We start from the raw sequence: 20781 nt of genomic DNA on the forward strand, positions 1-20781 counted from the left end.
GCATGTCGACGTGACCCCGATGACCGAGCAGAGCACCCGGCCGCAGACCGGCACGGCCCGCCCGGGCGCCTCCTGCGCCGCCGCATGCGTCAGGGGCGTGGTGGCCGCCGGGCTCGGGCTCGGCGTGCTGACGGTGCTGGTGACGGTGCTGTGGATCAGCTCGCCGTACCCGGACGGCGGCTCCGGCACGGCCCTGCGCACCGCCGGAGCGCTCTGGCTGCTCGCCCACGGAACGGACCTGGTGCGCTCCGACACGCTCTCCGGGACCCCCGCCCCGATGGGCCTCGCCCCGCTGCTGCTGCTCGCCCTTCCCGCCTGGCTCGTGCACCGCGCGGCACACGACGCCCTGGAGCCCGCCGAGGGGCACCCCGAACCGGCGGTGCTCCCGGTGGTCGGGGGAGTGGTCGCCGGTTACGTCCTCGTCGGGACACCGCTGGTCTTCTGGGTGGCCGGCGGACCGCTGGCCGCGGACCCGGCCGGGGCCCTGACCCATCTCGCCCTGCTGGCCTCCACCGCCGCGCTGCTCGGAGCCTGGGCCGCCCGCGGCCGCCCTCTCGGCCCCGTGCCGGCCTGGCTTCCCCGGAGGGTGCGCGTGGCGCTGGCGCGCTCGCGCTCGGCGGTGGCCCTGCGCTCCGCCGCCGAGGCGACGCTGGTGCTCGTGGGCGGCGGGGCGGTCCTGGTCCTCACCTCCCTGGTGTGGCACGGCGGTGCCGCCCGGGAGGCGTTCCTCGGCCTCGCCGGCGACTGGTCGGGGCGTGCGGCGGTCGGCCTGCTCGCCCTCGCTTTGCTGCCGAACGCCGCGGTGTGGGGTGCCGCCTACGGCCTGGGCCCCGGCTTCTCCCTGGGGACCGGTGCGACGGCGACCCCCCTCGGGCTGACGGGCACGCCGGCCGTTCCGGACTTCCCGCTGCTCGCCGCGGTCCCGGGACCCGGACCGGGCACCGCGCTGCACGCGGCGGCGGTCTCCGTGCCGCTCGCCGCCGGGCTGCTGGTCGCCTGGCGCGCGACCGAGGGTGCGGCCCCCCGCTACGGGGATCCGGGCCAGGCGTGGACGGTCCCGGCCACGGTCCTGGCCGTCGTCCTCGGCGCCCTGGGGTGCGGCGCGGCCACCGCCCTGCTCGCCGCCGTGGCGGGCGGGCCGCTCGGCAGCGGCCGGCTGGCCGTGTTCGGCCCGGTGTGGTGGCTGGTGGGAGGGGCCGCCGCGCTCTGGACGGCCTCGGTCGCCCTCCCGGTGACACTGGCGGTACGCGCGTGGCGGGTGCGGTCCGGCGCGGGCGGCGGCGTCGAGCCCGAGACGGGCGGCGGGCAGGGCGCGGTCCTCCCGGCCCCCTCCGCGGCGGTCCCGGCCGCCGCGGCCGCGCCGGGGGAGGGGAGCGGCGACGGCTCCCCGGAGGATCCTGACGACGACCTGGAGCCCTACGACTTCCTCCCGCTGGACGCCTGGGCCGAGCGGGCCGCCGCCGTCCCCGCGCCTCCCCCGTCCGCCGTCCCGTCCGGGCCCCCGCCACCGCCGCCCGGGCCGTCCCGTCCGCCGGAGGCTCCCCCCGGACCGCGGCCCGCCCCGGCGGCACCCGCACCCGCCGCGCCCCCGCCCGCTCCGGCGGCAGGCGCCCCCGCAGCGCCCCCGCCCGCCGCGGAGACGCCCCCGCCGCACCCCGGGGCCCCCGCCTGACCGCCGTCCGGCCGTCCCGGGCGCCCCACCCCACCCCCACCCCCGCCCCGCTCGCGAGCCGCGGGGCCCCCGCCCCGGCGCCCCGTCGCCGTCGGCGCGCGCCGTTGCGCCTTCCGCACCCGGCGGCCGGGCCACGCCCCCGAACGCCGCTCGGCCCGGCCCCGTCGAGGGGGCCGGGCCGAGCCGGACGCGGGGGAGCGGTGCCCCCCTGGTGTCACTCCGTGACGCCGAGATAGCCCTGAAGGGGCTCGGGCAGCAGGTCGTTGCAGGCGACCTGGCCCGACTTCGTCAGTGCGTCGTTCACACAGGTGTAGTAGTCGCGGTACACGAGCTGCGCGGTGAACGAGGCCACCACGATCAGCAGCGCGAGGCCCGCCATGGCCAGGCCGCTGATCGCGGCCGTGGTCTGCGGGCGGCTCGGCGGGCCCGCGGGGCGGGCGCCCGCGGGGGCGGCACCCCCGCCGCGCCCCTCGGAGGAGGGCTTGGCGCGCAGCGAGCTGATGCCCCAGTAGAGGGACAGGGCGCCGAGCAGCAGGGCGATCTCGGAGAAGCGGAAGACGGCGAAGAAGAAGGCCCACATGCCGCCGAGCAGTGCGTACCGGGCCCGGCGCTGCACGGGGTCGGTCGGGTCCCAGCGGAGCCCGCCGGGGTTCTCCGGGCCCTGCGCCCCGCCGCGCTGCCCGCCGGGGCGCCCTCCGAAGCCTCCGCCGGAGCGGCCGGGCTGCCGGTCGCTCCACCGGCCGCGGCGACCGGGGGTGCCGTCGGAGCCCTCGTCGGAGTCCGGTGCGTCGGAGGAGTCGTCGCCGGAGGGGCGGCGGGGCTGCCAGGGCTGGTCCGCCCGGCCCTCGGGCGGCGGCGCGAAGGGGTTGTCCTCGTCCGTGGACTGGCGCTCCCGCGGCAACAGGAGGTCCGTACGGTGGCGTCGGTCCGGCATCTGGTGAACGTCTTCCCCTCGTCAAGCCCGTGGTCGAGCCCGCCCGGGCGCGGGCTCTGCCCCCAGACGCTACCTTCCGGCCACGCCCCCGTCCCGCGGGGGCCGTGCTGTGTGCCGGTATCGTTGCTGACGGTCGGCCCCTTCGTAGAGTTCCCCGTATCCGGGAACGCGAAGCCTTCGTACGACCGTACAAAGCCGCACGCAACGCGAAAAGAGTCCCCTGTGGCCCGCGCCCGCCTCGTCGTCCTGGTCTCCGGATCGGGGACCAACCTCCAGGCCCTGCTCGACGCCGTGGCCGCCGATCCCGAGGGGTACGGCGCCGAGGTCGTCGCCGTCGGTGCGGACCGGGACGGTATCGCCGGCCTGGAGCGCGCCGAGCGGGCCGGACTGCCGACCTTCGTGTGCCGGGTGAAGGACCACGCGAGCCGCGAGGAGTGGGACGCGGCGCTGACCGAGGCGACCGCCGCCCACGAGCCGGACCTCGTGGTCTCGGCGGGCTTCATGAAGATCGTGGGCAAGCGGTTCCTCGCCCGCTTCGGCGGGCGCACGGTCAACACCCATCCCGCGCTGCTGCCCAGCTTCCCCGGTGCCCACGGCGTGCGCGACGCGCTCGCGTACGGCGCCAAGGTCACCGGGTGCACCGTCCACTTCGTCGACGACGGCGTCGACACCGGCCCGATCATCGCCCAGGGCGTGGTCGAGGTGCGGGACACGGACGACGAAGACGCTCTCCACGAGCGCATCAAGGACGTCGAGCGCTCGCTGCTCGTCGAGGTCGTGGGGCGCCTCGCCCGGCACGGCTACCGCATTGAGGGACGAAAGGTTCATGTCGGTGAATAACTCCGGTACCTCCGGGAGCAGGCCCATCCGTCGCGCGCTGGTCAGCGTCTACGACAAGACGGGTCTGGAGGAGCTCGCCCGAGGGCTGCACGAGGCCGGCGTCGAGCTGGTGTCCACCGGCTCGACCGCGTCGAGGATCGCCTCGGCCGGTGTGCCCGTCACCAGGGTCGAGGAGCTGACCGGCTTCCCCGAGTGCCTGGACGGCCGCGTGAAGACCCTGCACCCCCGCGTGCACGCGGGCATCCTGGCCGACCTCCGCCTGGACGCCCACCGCGCGCAGCTGGCCGAGCTGGGAGTGGAGCCCTTCGACCTGGTCGTCGTGAACCTCTACCCGTTCCGGGAGACCGTCGCCTCCGGCGCCTCGCCGGACGAGTGCGTGGAGCAGATCGACATCGGCGGTCCGTCGATGGTCCGCGCCGCGGCCAAGAACCACCTCTCGGTCGCGGTCGTCACCAGCCCGGCCCGCTACGGCGACGTGCTCGCCGCCGTGCGCGGCGGCGGCTTCGACCTGGCCGCCCGCAAGCGGCTGGCCGCCGAGGCGTTCCGCCACACGGCCGCCTACGACGTGGCCGTCGCCTCCTGGTTCGCCTCGGAGTACGCCCCGGCCGACGACACGGCCTTCCCCGACTTCCTGGGCGCGACCTGGGAGCGCGAGAACGTGCTGCGCTACGGCGAGAACCCGCACCAGGGCGCCGCGCTGTACGTCACCGGCGAGGGCGGCCTGGCCCAGGCCGAGCAGCTGCACGGCAAGGAGATGTCCTACAACAACTACACGGACACCGACGCCGCCCGCCGCGCCGCCTACGACCACGCGGAGCCGTGCGTCGCGATCATCAAGCACGCCAACCCCTGCGGCATCGCCGTCGGCGCGGACGTGGCCGAGGCCCACCGCAAGGCCCACGCCTGCGACCCGCTCTCGGCCTTCGGCGGCGTGATCGCCGTGAACCGGCCGGTGTCGGTCGCCATGGCCGAGCAGGTCGCCGAGATCTTCACCGAGGTCATCGTCGCCCCCGGCTACGAGGACGGTGCCGTCGAGGTCCTGGCCAGGAAGAAGAACATCCGTGTGCTGCGGGCGGAGGGCGCGCCGTCGGCGGCGGTCGAGCTGAAGCCGATCGACGGCGGTGCGCTGCTCCAGGTCGCCGACCGCCTCCAGGCCGAGGGCGACGACCCGGCCGCCTGGACGCTCGCCGCGGGCGAGGCGCTGTCCGCGGGGGAGCTGGCCGAGCTGGCCTTCGCCTGGCGGGCCTGCCGGGCCGTCAAGTCCAACGCGATCCTGCTGGCCAGGGACGGCGCCTCGGTGGGGGTCGGCATGGGCCAGGTCAACCGCGTCGACTCCGCGAAGCTCGCGGTCGAGCGCGCCGGCGAGGAGCGGGCCCGGGGCTCCTTCGCCGCCTCCGACGCCTTCTTCCCCTTCGCGGACGGTCTGGAGATCCTCACCGCCGCGGGCGTCAGGGCCGTGGTCCAGCCCGGCGGTTCGGTCCGTGACGAGCAGGTCGTGGAGGCCGCGCGGAAGGCGGGCGTGACGATGTACTTCACGGGGACCCGTCACTTCTTCCACTGAGTTCCGGGGGCGCCCGGGGCCCGTACGGTGCCCCGGGCGCCGGCCGTGCCCCGGGGGAGCGCGAACGCGGCGGAGGCCGTGCGCCACAGCTGCGGCGCACGGCCTCCGCCGTCACAAGCGGAACGTTTCTCCGCCCGGGTGGTGCATCAGTGGCGGGGGCGCCGGAACCACTCGGCCGTGTCGCCCTTGGCGGCGAACACGATCAGCAGGATCGCCACGATCAGGGTGATCAGGCCCACCGGTATCGTGAAGAGGCCGCTGATGATCGCGAAGGCGCCGTAGACGATGGCGCAGACGCGGACGGTGTTGCCGCCGCTGTTCCACTTCAGCGCGAGGACGAGGCCGAGCGCGGCGAAGACCAGCGAGAGGCCCAGCAGGAAGCCGAGCAGGCCCTTGCCGATGTCGGCGGCGATCTCGGCCTCGGTGCCGTCCAGACCCGTGGCGTTCGCGTCGAACTCCGAGATGTAGTAGCCGTACAGGGCGGCGACGACCACCTGGCAGGCCACGATCACGAAGAGGAAGATGCGGGCGGCCTTGGTGATGCCCGGCATCTCGGTCGGACCGGCCGCCGCGTAGCCGGGGGCGCCGTAGTTCTGGACCGGCGGGGCCTGCGGGTAGCCCTGGCCGGGCTGGGCGCCCTGCGGCTGGCCGTAGCCGGGCTGCTGGCCCGGCTGCTGGCCCTGCTGGGCGTAGGGGTTGTTCGGGTCGCCGAAGCTCATGGGTTCCTCCGTTGGAATGCGGGGACGACGCGGTCCGAGCGGAGGATCCTTGCTGCGTATGCGGTTCTGCCCCCCGGCACTGCCCGCGGCACTGCGCGCCTCATCGTGGTATCAGCGCCGCCGCGTTGTCCAGTCGCCCACCAGCTCCGTTGTGCGGACGCAACCCCGCACGGGCGGCGGAAGCGGCTGCCCGTGCGCGGGCGCACCCGCACCGGCGGCCCCGCCGCGCCCGTACGGCGAGACGCGGGCGGCCCGGATTGGAACCGGGGCGGGTCCATCCGGGAGGATGGCCCCATGACTGCCCAGATTCTCGACGGCAAGGCCACCGCAGCCGCGATCAAGTCCGACCTGACCGCCCGCGTGGCGGCCCTCAAGGAGCGGGGGGTCACCCCGGGGCTCGGTACCCTGCTGGTCGGCGACGACCCGGGGAGCCGCTGGTACGTCAACGGCAAGCACCGGGACTGCGCCCAGGTCGGCATCGCCTCCATCCAGCGTGAACTGCCCGCCTCCGCCACCCAGGAGGAGATCGAGGCGGTCGTCCGGGAGCTCAACGACAACCCCGAGTGCACCGGCTACATCGTGCAGCTCCCGCTTCCCGAGGGCATCGACGCCAACCGGGTCCTGGAGCTGATGGACCCGGCCAAGGACGCCGACGGGCTCCACCCGATGAGCCTGGGCCGGCTGGTGCTCGGCATCGAGGGCCCGCTGCCGTGCACCCCGTACGGCATCGTGCAGCTGCTGCGCCACCACGACGTGCGGATCAAGGGAGCGCACGTGGTGGTCGTCGGCCGGGGCATCACCATCGGGCGGCCGATGCCGCTGGTGCTGACCCGCAAGTCGGAGAACGCCACGGTGACGCAGTGCCACACCGGCACCCGCGACCTCTCCTCCCACCTGCGGCAGGCCGACATCATCGTGGCGGCCGCCGGTGTGCCGCACCTGGTCAAGCCGGAGGACGTGAAGCCCGGCGCGGCCGTACTGGACGTCGGCGTCAGCCGGGACGAGAACGGCAAGATCGTCGGGGACGTGCACCCGGGTGTCGCCGAGGTCGCGGGCTGGGTCGCCCCCAACCCGGGCGGGGTGGGGCCGATGACCCGCGCCCAGCTGCTCGTCAACGTGGTCGAGGCGGCCGAGCGCGCCGCCGCCGAGGGCTGACCGGGCCGAGGGCCGCACGGGCCGACAGGGAAGGGCGGAGGGCCGGCGCGATGGGCGCAGAATCGAACGAGGTCTCCGGCGCGGACACGCCCGCGCCGCCCGCTGCCGCGCGCGGGGCCGGGCGTCCCCCGGCCGTCGTCGGGAGCGGAGCACCGTCCCCGGAGCCGGCGGACGGCCCCGGGCGGGCGGACGCCGAAGCGCCGGGCGGGCACCCCGCCTCGCGCCGTCCGCCCGCCGTGACCCGCGACACCGCCCGTCCCGAGGGCGGCGGGCGTGCCGCCCCGGGCGACGCGCCCGCCCCGGTCCGGCAGTGGCCCCTGCTCACGGTCCTCGGGATGACGGGGGCGGGCCTGGTCGTCGTCGGCACCGACGCCTTCGCCGACGCCTTCCGGATCGGCACGCTGCTGATCGGCGTCGCCCTGCTCACCGGGGCCGTGCTGCGCCGGGTGCTCGGGCCGGTCGGGATGCTGGCGGTGCGCTCCCGCTTCACGGACATGATCACCTACGGCGTGCTGGGCGCGGCGATCGTGCTGCTGGCGCTGGTGGCCCAGCCGGACCCGTGGCTGGACATCCCGATCCTGGAGGACGCGGTCCAGTTCACGGTCCGCTGACGGCCGACGCCCCGCGGCCGGGCCGCGGTCCCCACGGCACGGGAACGGCGCCCGTCCTCTCCCCCGAGGGAGGACGGGCGCCGTCGTGCGTCCAGGGTCATGGACGTGCCAAGAGGGTTTCAAGGCCGGTCCTGCGGCTGTGGCGCGGAAGTGACCATTCCGCAATCGTGTGATCGTTCTGCCACAAGCGGGTGCGGGGCGGGGGCCCCGCCCCGGCCACCGATACGGACGAGCCCCGGTGCACGGGGCCGGGGGCGGGCGGGGCCCCCGGTCGGATAGCCTGGTCCGCCGGAAGTCTCTTCACGTCAAGATTCAGGTCGGGGCGTGGCCGGGACCTCCCGTTCGAGGGGCAGCGCTGCCCCCACCGCCAGCTGTCTTACGGAGATCGCCATGACCCGCACTCCCGTCAACGTCACCGTGACCGGCGCGGCCGGCCAGATCGGCTACGCGCTGCTCTTCCGTATCGCCTCGGGCCACCTGCTCGGCGCGGACGTGCCGGTCAAGCTGCGCCTGCTGGAGATCCCGCAGGGCATCAAGGCCGCCGAGGGCACCGCCATGGAGCTCGACGACTGCGCCTTCCCCCTGCTCAGGGGCATCGACATCACCGACGACCCGAACGTGGCCTTCGACGGTGCGAACATCGCCCTGCTCGTCGGCGCCCGCCCCCGCACCAAGGGCATGGAGCGCGGCGACCTGCTCTCCGCCAACGGCGGCATCTTCAAGCCGCAGGGCAAGGCCATCAACGACAACGCCGCGGACGACGTCAAGGTCCTGGTCGTCGGCAACCCGGCCAACACCAACGCCCTGATCGCCCAGGCCGCCGCCCCGGACGTACCGGCCGAGCGCTTCACCGCGATGACCCGCCTGGACCACAACCGCGCCATCTCGCAGCTGGCCGCGAAGACGGGCGCCGACGTCTCCGACATCAAGCGCCTGACCATCTGGGGCAACCACTCCGCGACCCAGTACCCGGACATCTTCCACGCCACGGTCGCCGGCAAGAACGCCGCCGAGGTCGTCTCGGACGAGAAGTGGCTGGCCGACGCGTTCATCCCGACCGTCGCCAAGCGCGGTGCGGCGATCATCGAGGCCCGGGGCGCCTCCTCCGCGGCCTCGGCCGCCAACGCCGCCATCGACCACGTCCACACCTGGGTCAACGGCACCGCCGAGGGCGACTGGACCTCCATGGGCATCCCGTCCGACGGCTCCTACGGCGTCCCGGAGGGCATCATCTCCTCCTTCCCCGTCACCTGCGCGGGCGGCTCCTACGAGATCGTGCAGGGCCTGGACGTCAACGAGTTCTCCCGTGCGCGCATCGACGCCTCGGTGCAGGAGCTCGTCGAGGAGCGCGACGCGGTCCGCGGACTCGGCCTCATCTGACGGGTCCCTCCGCCCGCCCCGCACACGCACGCACCGCCCCCGTCGGCTCCGGCTGACGGGGGCGGTGCGTTTGCGCGTCCGCGCACCCGCCGTGCGCGGCTCGCCCGTCAGGGTGGAGCCGTGTCCGGAGGGTTGACGGAGGGGCCCTCGGCCGCCCCGGCCTGTCGGCGGCGCCGCTTCCGGGGCGCGGCCGCCGGCGGGTGCGGGGGCGGCCCTGCTCGGCCCGTGGTGACTCAACGACGGGATGAACCAGACAAAAGGGCTCCAAATGCTCGCGCTTTGGGGGCCGGAAAGTGAAACAGGCCACTTTCCGTGAAGTGCTGCGCATGGTTTTTCGGTCCCGGGGCAGGCGGCCAGACCGCCGGGTCGTGCCCGGCAGGGGGACGAATCGGTAACGAAAGGCCATAACGCGACGTGTCGGCAGCACAACAGAGCATCCATGTGGGCGGAGAATGGCGCGCAGCCGTCTCCGGGGCCACGCGCGAGATCATCGACCCCGTCGACGCGAGCGTCTTCGCCGTCGTCGCCGAGGGTGGCGCGGTGGACACCGACGAGGCGGTAGCCGCCGCACGGGCGGCCTTCGACGACGGCTCCTGGCCGCGCACCCCGGTCGCCGAGCGTGCCGCGCTGCTGCGCCGGGTCGCCGACCTGCTGGAGCGCGACCGCGAGAAGCTCGGCGCCCTGGAGAGCCGCGACGCGGGCAAGACGCTGGAGGAGGGGCGCGTCGACATCGACTGCGTCCGCGACGCCTTCCGCTACTTCGCCGACCTCGTGGCGGGGGAGGGCGGCGGTCGCGTCGTCGACGCCGGGTCGGACGAGATCCACAGCGTCGTCGTCCACGAGCCCGTCGGCGTCTGCGCGCTGATCACGCCGTGGAACTACCCGCTGCTCCAGGCCAGCTGGAAGATCGCCCCGGCGCTGGCCGCGGGCAACACCTTCGTGATCAAGCCCAGCGAGATCACCCCGCTGACCACCGTCGCGCTGGTCGAGCTGCTGATGGAGGCCGGCCTGCCGCTCGGCGCGGCCAACATCGTCACCGGCCCCGGCGCCACCGTCGGTGCCCGGCTCGCCGAGCACCCCGACGTCGACCTGGTCTCCTTCACCGGTGGCCTGGTCAGCGGCACCAAGGTCGCCAAGGCCGCCGCCGACTCCGTCAAGAAGGTCGCCCTCGAACTCGGCGGCAAGAACCCCAACGTGGTCTTCGCCGACGCCTGCGCCACCCCGGAGGGCTTCGACACCGCCGTCGACCAGGCCCTCAACGCGGCCTTCATCCACAGCGGCCAGGTCTGCTCCGCCGGGTCCCGGCTGATCGTCGAGGAGTCCGTCCGCGACCGCTTCGTCGCCGAACTCGCCCGCCGCGCGGAGCTGATCCGCCTCGGCCGCGGCACCGACGAGGGCGTGGAGTGCGGCCCGCTCGTCTCCGCCGCGCAGCTGGCGAAGACCGAGGACTTCGTGGCCTCCGCCCTGAAGGAGGGCGCCGTGCTGAGGGCCGGTGGCGTCAGGCCCGAGGGGCCCGGCTACTTCTACCGCCCCACCGTGCTGGACCACTGCCACCGCGGGATGCGCGTCATCCGCGAGGAGGTCTTCGGCCCGGTCCTCACCGTCGAGACCTTCCGCACCGAGGACGAGGCCGTGGCCCTCGCCAACGACACCGAGTACGGCCTGGCCGGCGGCGTGTGGACCGCCGACGCGGGCCGCGCCCGCCGGATGGCCGCCCGGCTGCGCCACGGCACCGTCTGGATCAACGACTTCCACCCCTACCTGCCGCAGGCGGAGTGGGGCGGCTTCGGCAAGTCCGGCATCGGCCGCGAGCTCGGCCCCACCGGCCTGGCCGAGTACCGGGAGTCCAAGCACATCTACCAGAACCTCGCTCCGCGTCCCGTGCGCTGGTTCGCGGGCTGACCGGAGAGAGGGAGACACGCACATGAACGACCACCAGGAAGACCTCTACGACTACGTCGTCGTCGGCGGCGGCACCGCCGGCTCGGTCATCGCCTCCCGGCTCACCGAGGACCCCGGCACCACCGTCGCCGTCATCGAGGGCGGCCCCAGCGACGTCGGCCGCGAAGACGTGCTCACGCTGCGCCGGTGGATGGGCCTGCTCGGGGGCGAGCTGGACTACGACTACCCCACGACCGAGCAGCCCCGCGGCAACTCGCACATCCGCCACAGCCGCGCCCGGGTGCTGGGCGGCTGCTCCTCCCACAACACCCTGATCGCCTTCAAGCCGCTGCCCTCCGACTGGGACGAGTGGGCGGAGGCCGGGGCCGAGGGCTGGGACGCCGCGTCCATGGACCCCTACTTCCCCAGGCTGCGCAACAACATCGTCCCCGTCGACGAGGCCGACCGGAACGCCATCGCGCGCGACTTCGTCGACGCCGCCCAGGGCGCGCTCGGCGTCCCGCGCGTCGAGGGCTTCAACCGGAAGCCCTTCCACGAGGGCGTCGGCTTCTTCGACCTCGCCTACCACCCGGAGAACAACAAGCGCTCCTCCGCCTCGGTCGCCTACCTCCACCCCTTCCTGGACCGGCCGAACCTCCACATCGCGCTGGAGACCTGGGCCTTCCGGCTGGAGCTGGACGGCACCCGCGCCACCGGCGTGCACGTGCGCACCCAGGACGGCGAGGAGCGCCTGGTGCGCGCGAGGCGCGAGGTGCTGGTGTGCGCCGGCGCCGTGGACACGCCGCGCCTGCTGATGCACTCCGGCATTGGCCCCCGGGCCGACCTGGAGAAGCTCGGCATCCCGGTCGTGCACGACCTGCCCGGCGTCGGCGAGAACCTGCTCGACCACCCCGAGTCGGTCATCGTCTGGGAGACCCACGGGCCCATCCCGGAGAACTCCGCGATGGACTCCGACGCGGGGCTGTTCGTCCGCCGCGACGACTCCGAGCGCGGCCCGGACCTGATGTTCCACTTCTACCAGGTGCCCTTCACCGACAACCCCGAGCGCCTCGGCTACGAACGCCCCGCGCACGGCGTGTCGATGACCCCGAACATCCCCAAGCCGCGCAGCCGCGGCCGGCTCTACCTCACCAGCGCCGACCCCGAGGTCAAGCCCGCCCTCGACTTCCGGTACTTCACCGACGAGGACGACTACGACGGCCGCACCCTCGTCGACGGCATCCGCATCGCCCGCGAGATCGCCGCCCGCGAGCCGCTCGCGGGCTGGCTCAAGCGGGAGGTCTGCCCGGGGCCCGAGGTCACCTCCGACGAGGAGCTGAGCGAGTACGCGCGCAAGGTCGCGCACACCGTCTACCACCCGGCCGGAACCTGCCGGATGGGCGCCGCCGACGACGAACTCGCCGTCGTCGCACCCGACCTGAGGATCCGGGGCCTGGAGGGCATCCGGATCGCCGACGCGTCCGTCTTCCCGACCATGACCGCCGTGAACCCGATGATCGGCGTGCTCATGGTCGGCGAGAAGTGCGCGGACCTGCTGGGAGGCAACCGATGACAGCACCGACCGCACCCGAGGCGGCGAAGGACACGGCCGCGGACGGCCCCTCGGACGAGCCCGTGTTCTCCGTACGCGGCCTGTGGAAGGTCTTCGGCCCCAAGGCCGACCGCGTGCCGGCCGACCCGGAGCTGGCCGCCCTCGACGCCGCCGAACTGCGGGCCCGCACCGGCTGCACCGCGGCCGTGCGCGACGTCTCCTTCGACGTCCGCAAGGGCGAGGTCTTCGTCGTCATGGGGCTCTCCGGCTCCGGCAAGTCGACCCTGGTGCGCTGCCTCACCCGGCTGATCGAGCCCACCTTCGGCGCCATCGAGATCGACGGCGAGGACGTGCTCTCCATGGACGCCTCCCGGCTGCGCGAACTGCGCCGCCACCGCGCCTCCATGGTCTTCCAGCACTTCGGCCTGCTGCCGCACCGCTCGGTCCTCGACAACGTGGCCTACGGCCTGGAGGTCCAGGGCGTCTCCCGCTCCGAGCGCCGCGCCCGCGCGGCCGAGGTGGTCGCGAAGGTCGGCCTGGAGGGGCTGGAGCACCGTCGCCCCGGCCAGCTCTCGGGCGGCCAGCAGCAGCGCGTCGGCCTCGCCCGCGCCCTCGCCGTCGACCCCGAGGTCCTGCTGTTCGACGAGCCGTTCAGCGCGCTCGACCCGCTGATCAGGCGCGACATGCAGGAGGAGGTCGTCCGGCTGCACCGCGAGGAGGGCCGCACCATGGTCTTCATCACCCACGACCTCAACGAGGCGCTCAAGCTCGGCGACCGCATCGCCCTGATGCGCGACGGCCGCGTCGTGCAGCTCGGCACCCCGGAGGAGATCGTCGGCGCACCGGCCGACGACTACGTCCGCGACTTCGTCCGCGACGTCCCCCGCGAGCAGGTCATGACCGTCCGCACCGCCATGCGCCCGCCGCTCTCCGGCGAGGCCGACTCCGGCCCCGCGCTGCCGCCCGGGGCGACCGTCTTCGAGGCCATCGAGGCCGTCGCCCGCACCGGGGAGGCGGCACGGGTCGTCGAGGACGGCCGCTGCCTCGGCGTCGTCGACCACGCCGCGCTGCTCACCGTGGTCGCGGGCACGGACCGTCGCGAGGAGGTGGCCGCGTGATACCGCATCCCAGAACCCACGCGGCCCCCGAGGGGCGGTGGACGCCATGAGCGCCACCGCCACGGCGCGGCCCGCGCCCGAGAAGACGGCCCCCGCCGTCACCGCCTCCCGCCCCTCCCTCGCCGAGCTGCTGCGCCACCCCCTGCGCGGGAAGCTCGCGGTCCTGGCCCTGGTCGCGGCCGTGGTCGTACCGACCGCCGCCCTGCTGTGGGGCACCGGTGCCTGGCCCGAGAACCTGACCGCGGACATCTCCGCCCCGCTCGACGACGCCAACCGGTGGGTCATCGACAACCGCGACACCCACCCGCTGTTCCTGTACTTCCTGCTGCACCTGTCCAACACGGCCACCGACGCCGTCGGCAGCGTGTACGACGTGCTCGACGCCATGGGCTGGACCGGCGTCCTGGCCGCCGCCGTGCTGTTCGCCTGGCGTGCCGCCGGCCTCGGCCGCCCCGGCGCCAAGGTCGCCGCCACCGCCTTCGGCGCCTTCGCCGTCTGCGGGCTGCTGGGCATGTGGGACGCCACGCTGCTCACCCTCGCGCTGATGGTGGTGGCAGTCACCCTGGCGGCTCTGCTCGGCATGGCCATCGGCCTGCTCGCCGGGCTCTCCGACCGGGTGGACCGCGCCCTGCGCCCGGTCCTCGACACCATGCAGGTGCTGCCCGCCTTCGCCTACCTGCTCCCGTTCGTGCTGGTCTTCGGCACCGGCACGCCCGCGGCCCTGTTCTGCACCGTCATCTACGCCGCACCGCCCATGGCCCGGCTGACCGCGCTCGGGCTGCGCGGCGCGGATCCGTCGGTGCTGGAGGCGGTCACCTCGCTGGGCACCAGCCCCTGGCAGCGGCTGCGCACGGCCCGGCTGCCGCTGGCCCGCAAGCAGATGCTGCTCGGCCTCAACCAGACGATCATGATGGCGCTGTCCATGGTGGTCATCGCCGCGCTCGTGGGCGCCGGCGGTCTCGGTGAAGAGGTCTACTCGGCGCTGTCCACCGTCGACGTCGGCAAGGCGCTCGCGGCGGGCATCCCGATCGTGCTCATCGCCGTGTGGCTGGACCGCACCACCGGCGCGGCCGGGGACCGCATCGGCCAGGGGGCGCCGGGCGCCGGCCTGCTGCACGGCCGCTCCGCCTGGGCCCTGGTCGCCGGCGGCGTCGCCGCGGCCGTCGCCGCGCGGTTCGCGGTCGGCGCCGCCTGGCCCGAGGGCTGGACGGTCAACATCTCCACGCCCGTCAACCAGGCGCAGGCGTGGGTCACCGACAACCTGTCCTCGGGCGTGCCGCTGCTCGGCGGGACCGAGGTGTGGTCGGAGAACTTCACCCTGTGGATCCTCAACCCCCTGCGCGACGGCCTGATGTGGCTGCCCTGGTGGTCCGTCCTGCTGCTGGTCGCCGCGATCGCCTGGCTGGTCGGCTCCTGGGTCTCCGCCCTCACCGCGACGGCCGCTATGTCGCTGATCGGCGTGCTGGGTGTGTGGACGAAGTCCCTGGACACGCTCTCGCAGGTGCTCGCCGCCCTCGTCGTGACGCTGATCCTCGGCGTGGCCGCCGGTGTGCTGTGCGCCCGGGCCGGACGGCTGGAACGCTGGCTGCGGCCGCTGCTCGACGCCATGCAGACCATGCCGCAGTTCGTCTACCTGATCCCCGTCGTCGCCCTGTTCGGCGTCACCCGCACCTCGGCGATCATCGCCGCGGTCGTGTACGCCCTGCCCGCGGTGGTGCGCATCACCGCCCAGGGCGTGCGCGAGGTCGACCCGGCGGCGATGGAGGCCGCCCGCTCGCTGGGAGCCTCCACCCGGCAGCAGCTGCTCCAGGTGCAGCTGCCGCTCGCCCGGCCGGCGCTCCGCCTCGCCGTCAACCAGGGCGTCGTCCTCGTACTCGCCGTGGTCGTCGTCGGCGGCCTCGTCGGCGGCGGTGCCCTCGGCTACGACGTGGTCAAGGGCCTGTCCCGTGGCGAGATGGGCCTCGGCATGACCGCAGGAGTGGCCATCGTCTGCCTCGGCCTCGTCCTCGACCGGGTCACCCAGTCCGCCCGCAAGCGCGGCTGAGGCGCCCTCCGGGCCCTCGTCCCCGCCCCCGTCCCCCCGTTTCACCCAACCCTCGTCCCACACCAGGAGCACCACCCATGCGAAAGCTCACCAGAACCACCCGCGTCGCCGCCGCTGCCACCGCCGTGTTCGGCATGGTCGCGCTCAGTGCCTGCGGCGCCGCCGAGACCGGCAAGAGCCAGGACGCCAAGGGCGACAAGACCGTCAAGCTGACCGTCCCGTCCTGGGTCGGCGCGCAGGCCAACACCGCGGTCGCGGCCTACATCCTCGAGAGCGAGCTCGGCTACGAGGTCAAGCAGCAGCAGATGGGCGAGGTGCTCGCCTGGGACGCGCTGTCCAAGGGCGACATCGACGCGATCATGGAGGACTGGGGCCACCCCAAGGAGGAGAAGCGCTACATCGAGGACAAGAAGACCGTCGTCAAGGGCGGCGACCTCGGTGTCGAGGGCCACATCGGCTGGTTCGTCCCGAAGTACTTCGCGGACGAGAACCCCGACGTGACCGACTGGAAGAACCTCAACAAGTACGCCGACCAGTTCCGCACCGCGGAGAGCGGCGACAAGGGCGAGATCCTCGAGGGCTCCCCCGACTACGTCACCAACGACGACGCGATCATCAAGAACCTCGACCTGAACCTCAAGACGAACTACTCGGGTTCCGAGGCCGCGCAGATCACGGCGATCAAGAAGTACGCCAAGGAGAAGAAGCCCTTCCTGACGTACTGGTGGACGCCGCAGTGGCTGAACGCCGAGGTCGACCTGGTCGAGGTCCAGCTCCCCGAGTACACCGAGGGCTGCGACGCCGACCCGGAGAAGGTCGCCTGCGCCTACCCGGTCACCTCGCTGCAGAAGTTCCTCAACGCCGACTTCGCCGAGAACGGCGGGGACGCGGCCCAGTTCCTGAAGAACTTCACGTGGAGCACCGAGCAGCAGAACGAGGTCGCCCAGATGATCGCGGGCGACAAGATGGAGCCCGAGGCCGCGGCCAAGAAGTGGGTCGAGGCCAACGAGGACACCTGGAAGAAGTGGATGCCGTAGGCGGCACCGCCTCCACGGCCACCGGGGCCGGGCCGTCGGGCCCGGCCCCGGCCCCGTTCCGGGGGCGAGCGTCGGGCCGCCGGACGGCCCTCCTCGACCGCGGGCCCCGAGGGCGGGAGGACCGCCGCGCGGGCGCGCGTCCCGGGAGCGGGCGCACGCCGGGTCGACCGCGGGGCGGGGACGCGCCCGCCGAACGGTCCCGCGGGCCCCGGCGGATCGGTGCGCGGCGCCGGATGCGGTGCGTCGCAGGGCGGAGGGGCGCCCCCATACTGGGTGCATCCGGGTGAGGCGCGAACGCGGTCGGGTGCCGTGGCCGTCGTCGTGCGCCCGCCGGGGACCCACGGTCCCCCTGCCGTTCCCGACACGCCAGGAGGAATCCGCCATGAGGCCCCGCCGCACGACCCGGACCGCGCTGCTGGTGGCCGCCGGCCTGCTGGCCCTGGCCGGCTGCTCCCCGGAGCCCGAGGTGCCCGCCGGTCCCCGCACCGACGACGCCGCCGGGGAGGTCTGGGAGGGCCTCGACGCGACCCATGTCGCCGGCATCTGCCGCGCCTACGAGGCGGCCGAGCCCGACGGCGAGGGCCAGCGGGCCCTGCACGACGCGCTGCGGGACCTCGGCAAGGACGAGACGGAGACCGCCCGTCTGCTCCCGCACGCGCTCAACGCCTGCGGTTGAGCGCGCCGGGCCCCGCCGGGAGCCCCCGACCACCGCACGGCCCCGCCCCGCCCCGCCGGGAGCCCCCGACCACCGCACGGCCCCGCCCCGCCCCGCCGCGCGCCGACCGGACCCCCGTCCCGGTCGCGGCCCGGCCCCGCGTCACCCCCGGCGCCCCGCGCCCGGTGCCAGCTCCCGGGCGAGTTGGGCCACCATGCCCTGGACCCGCTGCTGGAGGCCCCCGCCGAAGGTGATCCGCCGGGCGCCGAGCCGTCCCAGAGCCGCCGGGCCGGCGCCCTCGGACTCGGCGAGCACGTTCACCGGCAGCTCCGTCCCGGCGCACAGCCGGGGCAGGTGCCCGGCGGGGGCGCAGATCGGGTACACCCCGTCCGCGCCCGCGGCCGTGTAGAGCGCGATGCGGGCGAGGGCGTCCGCCAGGTCCCCCGTGCCGTGGAGGTAGGTGTCCACCCGGGCGTTGACGAACAGCGCCCCGCCCGCCGCCGCGCGGAGCCCGGCGAGCCGGTCGGCGTGCCGCCGGGGGTCGCCCGGGGCGCCGGTCGCCGCGTCGCCGTCCTCCAGGTTGCAGCCGACCGCGCCGGTCCCGAGGATGCGTTCGGCCAGTTCGGCCGGCGGCAGCCCGTAGCCGCCCTCGACGTCCACGCTGACGGGGACGTCGACCGCCCGTACGATCCGGGCGACGGCGGCGAACATCTCCTCCGCGGGCACCGAACCGTCGGCGTACCCGAGGGAGGCCGCCACCCCGGCGCTCGGCGTGGCCAGGGCGGGGAACCCGGCGTCGGCGAAGGCGCGGGCGCTCGCGGCGTCCCACGGTCCGGGCAGCACCAGGGGGTCGCCGGCCGCGCGGCCGGTGTGGAGGGCGCGGAAGGCCTCCGCGGTGGGGGTCGCCATGGCGGTGCCCTTCAGTGGGAGTGGGAGCCGGGTGTGTAGTGCCCGGGGGAGAGGCGCCCGGTCACCCCGAAGCGGTTCCAGGCGTTGATGACCGTGATGGCCGTGATCAGGCGCGCGAGTTCGGGCTCGTCGAAGTGGGCGGCGGCCCTCGCGTACACCTCGTCCGGTACGAAGCCGTCGGTCAGCACGGTCACCGCCTCCGTCAGCTCGATCGCCGCGATCTCCTTCTCCGTGTAGAAGTGCCGCGATTCCTCCCAGGCGCTGAGCTGGACGATCCGTTCCACCGACTCGCCCGCCGCCAGCGCGTCCCTGCTGTGCATGTCGAGGCAGAAGGCGCAGTGGTTGATCTGCGAGGCGCGGATCCTCACCAACTCCAGCAGCACGGGGTCGAGTCCCGTGCGGGAGGCCGCGTCCAGCCGGACCATCGCCTGGTAGACGTCGGGCGCCACCTCGGCCACGGAGATCCTCGGGGAGTGCTCGGTGTGCTTCGCGTCGGTCGTCATGCCCCGAGCCTAGGAGCGGGATGGCGCAGCGCTATGGTCCACTTCCATGACGGATCAGCGGGCCACTTCCGGTGCCGACCTGCACCTGGAACTCCGCGGCCCGCGCCTGCGCTCGGGACTGATGGACGCCCTGCGCGAGGCGGTACGCAGCGGGCGCCTCGCCCCGGGCGCCCGGCTGCCCTCCTCCCGTTCGCTCGCCGCCGATCTCGGCGTCGCCCGCAACACGGTCGCGGACGCCTACGCGGAGCTGGTCGCCGAAGGGTGGCTGACGGCACGTCAGGGGTCGGGCACCCGGGTCGCACGGCGGGCCGATCCCCGCCGTCCCCCGGCGCGCGCCGTACCCGCGCGCCCGGTGCGGACCCGCCCCGCCTACAGCCTGATGCCGGGCAGCCCCGACCTGGCCTCCTTCCCCCGCGCCCAGTGGCTGGCCGCCGCCCGCCGGGCCCTGAACGCCGCGCCCCACGAGGCGCTCGGCTACGGGGACCCGCGCGGCCGCATCGAGCTGCGCACCGTCCTCGCCGACTACCTCGCCCGGGCCCGCGGTGTCCGGGCCGACCCCGAACGGATCGTGGTCTGCGCCGGGTTCGCCCACGGGCTGCGGCTGATGGGGGAGGTGCTGCGGCGGCGCCGGGTCCGGGTCGCGGCGGTCGAGTCCTACGGCCTCGACTCCCACTGGGCGGTGCTCCGCCAGGCGGGTCTGGCCATGCGGGTGCTGCCCTTCGACGCGCACGGCACCCGCGTCGGCGAACCGGACGGGCTGCGGGGCGCGGGCGCCGTGCTGATGACCCCGGCCCACCAGTTCCCGCTCGGGACGGCCCTGCACCCGGACCGCCGGACCGCCGCCGTGGACTGGGCGCGCCGCAGCGGCGCGCTGGTCCTGGAGGACGACTACGACGGGGAGTTCCGCTACGACCGCCAGCCGGTCGGCGCGCTCCAGGGGCTGGATCCCGAGCGGGTGGTGTACCTCGGCACGGCCAGCAAGTCGCTGGCGCCGGGGCTGCGGCTCGGCTGGATGGTCCTGCCCTCCGACGCGGTGGAGGAGGTGCTTCGGGCCAAGGGCCACGAGGAGTGGGCCGCCGGGGCCTTCGACCAGCTGACGCTCGCCGAGTTCATCGCCTCCGGCGCCTACGACCGCCATGTGCGCGGCATGCGGGTGCGCTACCGGCGCCGCCGGGACCACCTGGTGGCGCTGCTGGCCGAGCAGGCCCCGCGGGTGCGGGTGAGCGGCATCGCGGCCGGGCTGCACGCGGTCCTCGAACTCCCGCCGGGAGGTGAGGAGCCGGCGCTGCGGGCGGCGGCCTGGCAGGGGCTGCTGGTGCCCGGGGTGGGCCGCTTCCGCCATCCCGACGCGCCGCAGAGCGGCCCCGAGGGCCTGGTGGTCGGCTACGGCACCCCGCCGGACAGCGCCTGGGCGGGCACCCTGGGAGCCCTGTGCAACGCGCTGCGGGCCGCGGGCGGGGCCTGACCCCCGCCGGGCCCGCGGCCGGTCCCGCCGCCTGGGTCCGCTTCCCCGGGCGGCGGGACCGGGATCAGGCGCGGGCCAGCTCGGCGGCCCCGAAGGAGACGTCGAAGCGGTCGCACCAGATGGTGACGCTGCTGTACGCGGACGGGTCGACGCCCTCGGGCAGCGGGTAGTTCTGGCTGCCCTTGTTGCCCTTGAGCTTCCCCAGGCTCACGTACTGCCCGTCGTCGAAGACGTGCCAGCCCGCCTTGCCCTCCTTGACCGGGGCGTCGGTCAGCCAGACCCGCAGGTCGGGCCCGTTGCTGGTGTCCAGGTCCTCCAGCCGGACCACGTGGGAGCCGTCGGCGAGGCGCACCAGGCGGACCGTGCCCGTCGTCGTGTGCTCGTGGCTGATCAGCTCACCGCTCGCCACCGTCTCCGGGCCCGCGGGGGCCGGGGACGCCTCCTCGGAGGGCGCGGCCTCGGAGGGCGCGGGGGAGACCGCCTGGGCGGGGGGTGCCGCCGCCACCGCTCCGGGCAGGGACTCCTCCACCGTGGTGTCCTGCCACAGCTTCCACGGCTGGAACCAGTACAGCCCGGCCCCCAGCAGTACCACCGCGACCGCCGCCGCCACCGCGACCGTCCCCCGGCCGAATCGCCCGCCCCGCATGCCTGCCATCGTGCTGCTCCCTCTTCGTGTGCCGTTCCCCGCCATTCAACGCCACCGGGGGGCGCTGCGGGGGCCGCGGAAGGTGACGGAACCCTTACG

18 protein-coding genes are annotated in these 20781 nt (G+C 74.7%); 13 read left to right on the top strand and 5 right to left on the bottom strand.

Annotated elements, in window-relative coordinates:
• The first annotated feature begins 19 nt into the window (after positions 1–19).
• A complete protein-coding gene (locus NPS70_RS19100) occupies positions 20–1672 on the top strand; it encodes a DUF6350 family protein (protein WP_256525569.1) in 1653 nt (550 codons plus the stop codon).
• Positions 1673–1886: 214 nt separating this feature from the next.
• On the opposite strand, the gene NPS70_RS19105 is transcribed toward NPS70_RS19100, so the two are convergent.
• Positions 1887–2606 carry a hypothetical protein gene (locus NPS70_RS19105; protein ID WP_256525516.1) on the bottom strand — a complete coding sequence of 240 codons (720 nt, stop codon included), beginning with the start codon at positions 2604–2606 and terminating at the stop codon, positions 1887–1889.
• A gap of 222 nt (positions 2607–2828) precedes the next feature.
• Here NPS70_RS19105 and purN point away from each other — a divergent pair, with 222 nt between their 5' ends.
• Both purN and purH read left to right on the top strand, forming a co-directional pair.
• Positions 2829–3446 (top strand): phosphoribosylglycinamide formyltransferase, encoded by a 618-nt coding sequence (gene purN, locus NPS70_RS19110; RefSeq protein ID WP_256525517.1) that lies wholly within the window; start codon positions 2829–2831, stop codon positions 3444–3446.
• Positions 3433–5007 carry a bifunctional phosphoribosylaminoimidazolecarboxamide formyltransferase/IMP cyclohydrolase gene (gene purH, locus NPS70_RS19115; protein WP_256525518.1) on the top strand — a complete coding sequence of 525 codons (1575 nt, stop codon included), beginning with the start codon at positions 3433–3435 and terminating at the stop codon, positions 5005–5007. The genes purN and purH overlap by 14 nt, the downstream gene beginning before the upstream one ends.
• A 146-nt stretch (positions 5008–5153) precedes the next feature.
• Here purH and NPS70_RS19120 read toward each other — a convergent pair whose 3' ends face one another.
• The gene (locus tag NPS70_RS19120; RefSeq protein ID WP_256525519.1) at positions 5154–5726 is read right to left on the bottom strand and encodes a hypothetical protein; all 573 of its coding nucleotides are present in this window, start codon (positions 5724–5726) and stop codon (positions 5154–5156) included.
• A 294-nt stretch (positions 5727–6020) separates the two neighbouring features.
• On the opposite strand from NPS70_RS19120, the gene NPS70_RS19125 reads away from it, so the two are divergent.
• From NPS70_RS19125 to NPS70_RS19165, 9 genes are all read left to right on the top strand, one after another.
• Positions 6021–6881, top strand: coding sequence for a bifunctional methylenetetrahydrofolate dehydrogenase/methenyltetrahydrofolate cyclohydrolase (locus NPS70_RS19125; protein WP_256525520.1), 861 nt, complete (start codon positions 6021–6023; stop codon positions 6879–6881).
• A gap of 50 nt (positions 6882–6931) precedes the next feature.
• The gene (locus tag NPS70_RS19130; RefSeq protein WP_256525521.1) at positions 6932–7492 is read left to right on the top strand and encodes a DUF3017 domain-containing protein; all 561 of its coding nucleotides are present in this window, start codon (positions 6932–6934) and stop codon (positions 7490–7492) included.
• Positions 7493–7882: 390 nt separating this feature from the next.
• Positions 7883–8872 (top strand): malate dehydrogenase, encoded by a 990-nt coding sequence (locus NPS70_RS19135; protein ID WP_256525522.1) that lies wholly within the window; start codon positions 7883–7885, stop codon positions 8870–8872.
• A gap of 414 nt (positions 8873–9286) precedes the next feature.
• The gene (locus NPS70_RS19140; RefSeq protein WP_256525523.1) at positions 9287–10774 is read left to right on the top strand and encodes an aldehyde dehydrogenase family protein; all 1488 of its coding nucleotides are present in this window, start codon (positions 9287–9289) and stop codon (positions 10772–10774) included.
• A 22-nt stretch (positions 10775–10796) separates the two neighbouring features.
• Positions 10797–12326 (top strand): GMC family oxidoreductase, encoded by a 1530-nt coding sequence (locus NPS70_RS19145; RefSeq protein WP_256525524.1) that lies wholly within the window; start codon positions 10797–10799, stop codon positions 12324–12326.
• The gene (locus NPS70_RS19150) at positions 12323–13423 is read left to right on the top strand and encodes a glycine betaine/L-proline ABC transporter ATP-binding protein (protein WP_256525525.1); all 1101 of its coding nucleotides are present in this window, start codon (positions 12323–12325) and stop codon (positions 13421–13423) included. The genes NPS70_RS19145 and NPS70_RS19150 overlap by 4 nt, the downstream gene beginning before the upstream one ends.
• Positions 13424–13469: 46 nt before the next feature.
• Positions 13470–15467 carry a proline/glycine betaine ABC transporter permease gene (locus tag NPS70_RS19155; RefSeq protein ID WP_256525526.1) on the top strand — a complete coding sequence of 666 codons (1998 nt, stop codon included), beginning with the start codon at positions 13470–13472 and terminating at the stop codon, positions 15465–15467.
• Between the two features lie 77 nt (positions 15468–15544).
• Positions 15545–16504, top strand: a complete 960-nt coding sequence (locus NPS70_RS19160) for an ABC transporter substrate-binding protein (RefSeq protein WP_256525527.1) — start codon at positions 15545–15547, stop codon at positions 16502–16504.
• A 382-nt stretch (positions 16505–16886) separates the two neighbouring features.
• Positions 16887–17180, top strand: a complete 294-nt coding sequence (locus tag NPS70_RS19165) for a hypothetical protein (protein WP_256525528.1) — start codon at positions 16887–16889, stop codon at positions 17178–17180.
• 141 nt (positions 17181–17321) lie between these two features.
• On the opposite strand, the gene NPS70_RS19170 is transcribed toward NPS70_RS19165, so the two are convergent.
• Both NPS70_RS19170 and NPS70_RS19175 read right to left on the bottom strand, forming a co-directional pair.
• Positions 17322–18068, bottom strand: coding sequence for an isocitrate lyase/phosphoenolpyruvate mutase family protein (locus tag NPS70_RS19170; RefSeq protein WP_256525529.1), 747 nt, complete (start codon positions 18066–18068; stop codon positions 17322–17324).
• 11 nt (positions 18069–18079) lie between these two features.
• The gene (locus NPS70_RS19175; RefSeq protein ID WP_256525530.1) at positions 18080–18571 is read right to left on the bottom strand and encodes a carboxymuconolactone decarboxylase family protein; all 492 of its coding nucleotides are present in this window, start codon (positions 18569–18571) and stop codon (positions 18080–18082) included.
• 46 nt (positions 18572–18617) lie between these two features.
• Here NPS70_RS19175 and NPS70_RS19180 point away from each other — a divergent pair, with 46 nt between their 5' ends.
• Positions 18618–20036 carry a PLP-dependent aminotransferase family protein gene (locus NPS70_RS19180; protein ID WP_256525531.1) on the top strand — a complete coding sequence of 473 codons (1419 nt, stop codon included), beginning with the start codon at positions 18618–18620 and terminating at the stop codon, positions 20034–20036.
• 64 nt (positions 20037–20100) lie between these two features.
• On the opposite strand, the gene NPS70_RS19185 is transcribed toward NPS70_RS19180, so the two are convergent.
• Positions 20101–20682: a DM13 domain-containing protein gene (locus NPS70_RS19185; RefSeq protein ID WP_256525570.1), complete on the bottom strand. Its 582-nt coding sequence runs from the start codon at positions 20680–20682 to the stop codon at positions 20101–20103.
• Positions 20683–20781 lie beyond the last annotated feature (99 nt).

Source organism: Streptomyces sp. C10-9-1 (assembly GCF_024497955.1).
Lineage (GTDB): Bacteria > Actinomycetota > Actinomycetes > Streptomycetales > Streptomycetaceae > Streptomyces > Streptomyces sanyensis.

Bases quoted from the DNA above. Each gene is read 5' to 3' on its own strand.
- NPS70_RS19170 (WP_256525529.1), bottom strand. From the start codon at position 18,068: ATGGCGACCCCCACCGCGGAGGCCTTCCGCGCCCTCCACACCGGCCGC.
- NPS70_RS19150 (WP_256525525.1), top strand. From the start codon at position 12,323: ATGACAGCACCGACCGCACCCGAGGCGGCGAAGGACACGGCCGCGGAC.
- NPS70_RS19130 (WP_256525521.1), top strand. From the start codon at position 6,932: ATGGGCGCAGAATCGAACGAGGTCTCCGGCGCGGACACGCCCGCGCCG.
- NPS70_RS19160 (WP_256525527.1), top strand. From the start codon at position 15,545: ATGCGAAAGCTCACCAGAACCACCCGCGTCGCCGCCGCTGCCACCGCC.
- NPS70_RS19185 (WP_256525570.1), bottom strand. From the start codon at position 20,682: ATGCGGGGCGGGCGATTCGGCCGGGGGACGGTCGCGGTGGCGGCGGCG.
- NPS70_RS19180 (WP_256525531.1), top strand. From the start codon at position 18,618: ATGACGGATCAGCGGGCCACTTCCGGTGCCGACCTGCACCTGGAACTC.
- NPS70_RS19155 (WP_256525526.1), top strand. From the start codon at position 13,470: ATGAGCGCCACCGCCACGGCGCGGCCCGCGCCCGAGAAGACGGCCCCC.
- purH (WP_256525518.1), top strand. From the start codon at position 3,433: ATGTCGGTGAATAACTCCGGTACCTCCGGGAGCAGGCCCATCCGTCGC.
- NPS70_RS19120 (WP_256525519.1), bottom strand. From the start codon at position 5,726: ATGAGCTTCGGCGACCCGAACAACCCCTACGCCCAGCAGGGCCAGCAG.
- NPS70_RS19125 (WP_256525520.1), top strand. From the start codon at position 6,021: ATGACTGCCCAGATTCTCGACGGCAAGGCCACCGCAGCCGCGATCAAG.
- NPS70_RS19165 (WP_256525528.1), top strand. From the start codon at position 16,887: ATGAGGCCCCGCCGCACGACCCGGACCGCGCTGCTGGTGGCCGCCGGC.
- NPS70_RS19145 (WP_256525524.1), top strand. From the start codon at position 10,797: ATGAACGACCACCAGGAAGACCTCTACGACTACGTCGTCGTCGGCGGC.
- NPS70_RS19100 (WP_256525569.1), top strand. From the start codon at position 20: ATGACCGAGCAGAGCACCCGGCCGCAGACCGGCACGGCCCGCCCGGGC.
- NPS70_RS19105 (WP_256525516.1), bottom strand. From the start codon at position 2,606: ATGCCGGACCGACGCCACCGTACGGACCTCCTGTTGCCGCGGGAGCGC.
- NPS70_RS19175 (WP_256525530.1), bottom strand. From the start codon at position 18,571: ATGACGACCGACGCGAAGCACACCGAGCACTCCCCGAGGATCTCCGTG.
- NPS70_RS19135 (WP_256525522.1), top strand. From the start codon at position 7,883: ATGACCCGCACTCCCGTCAACGTCACCGTGACCGGCGCGGCCGGCCAG.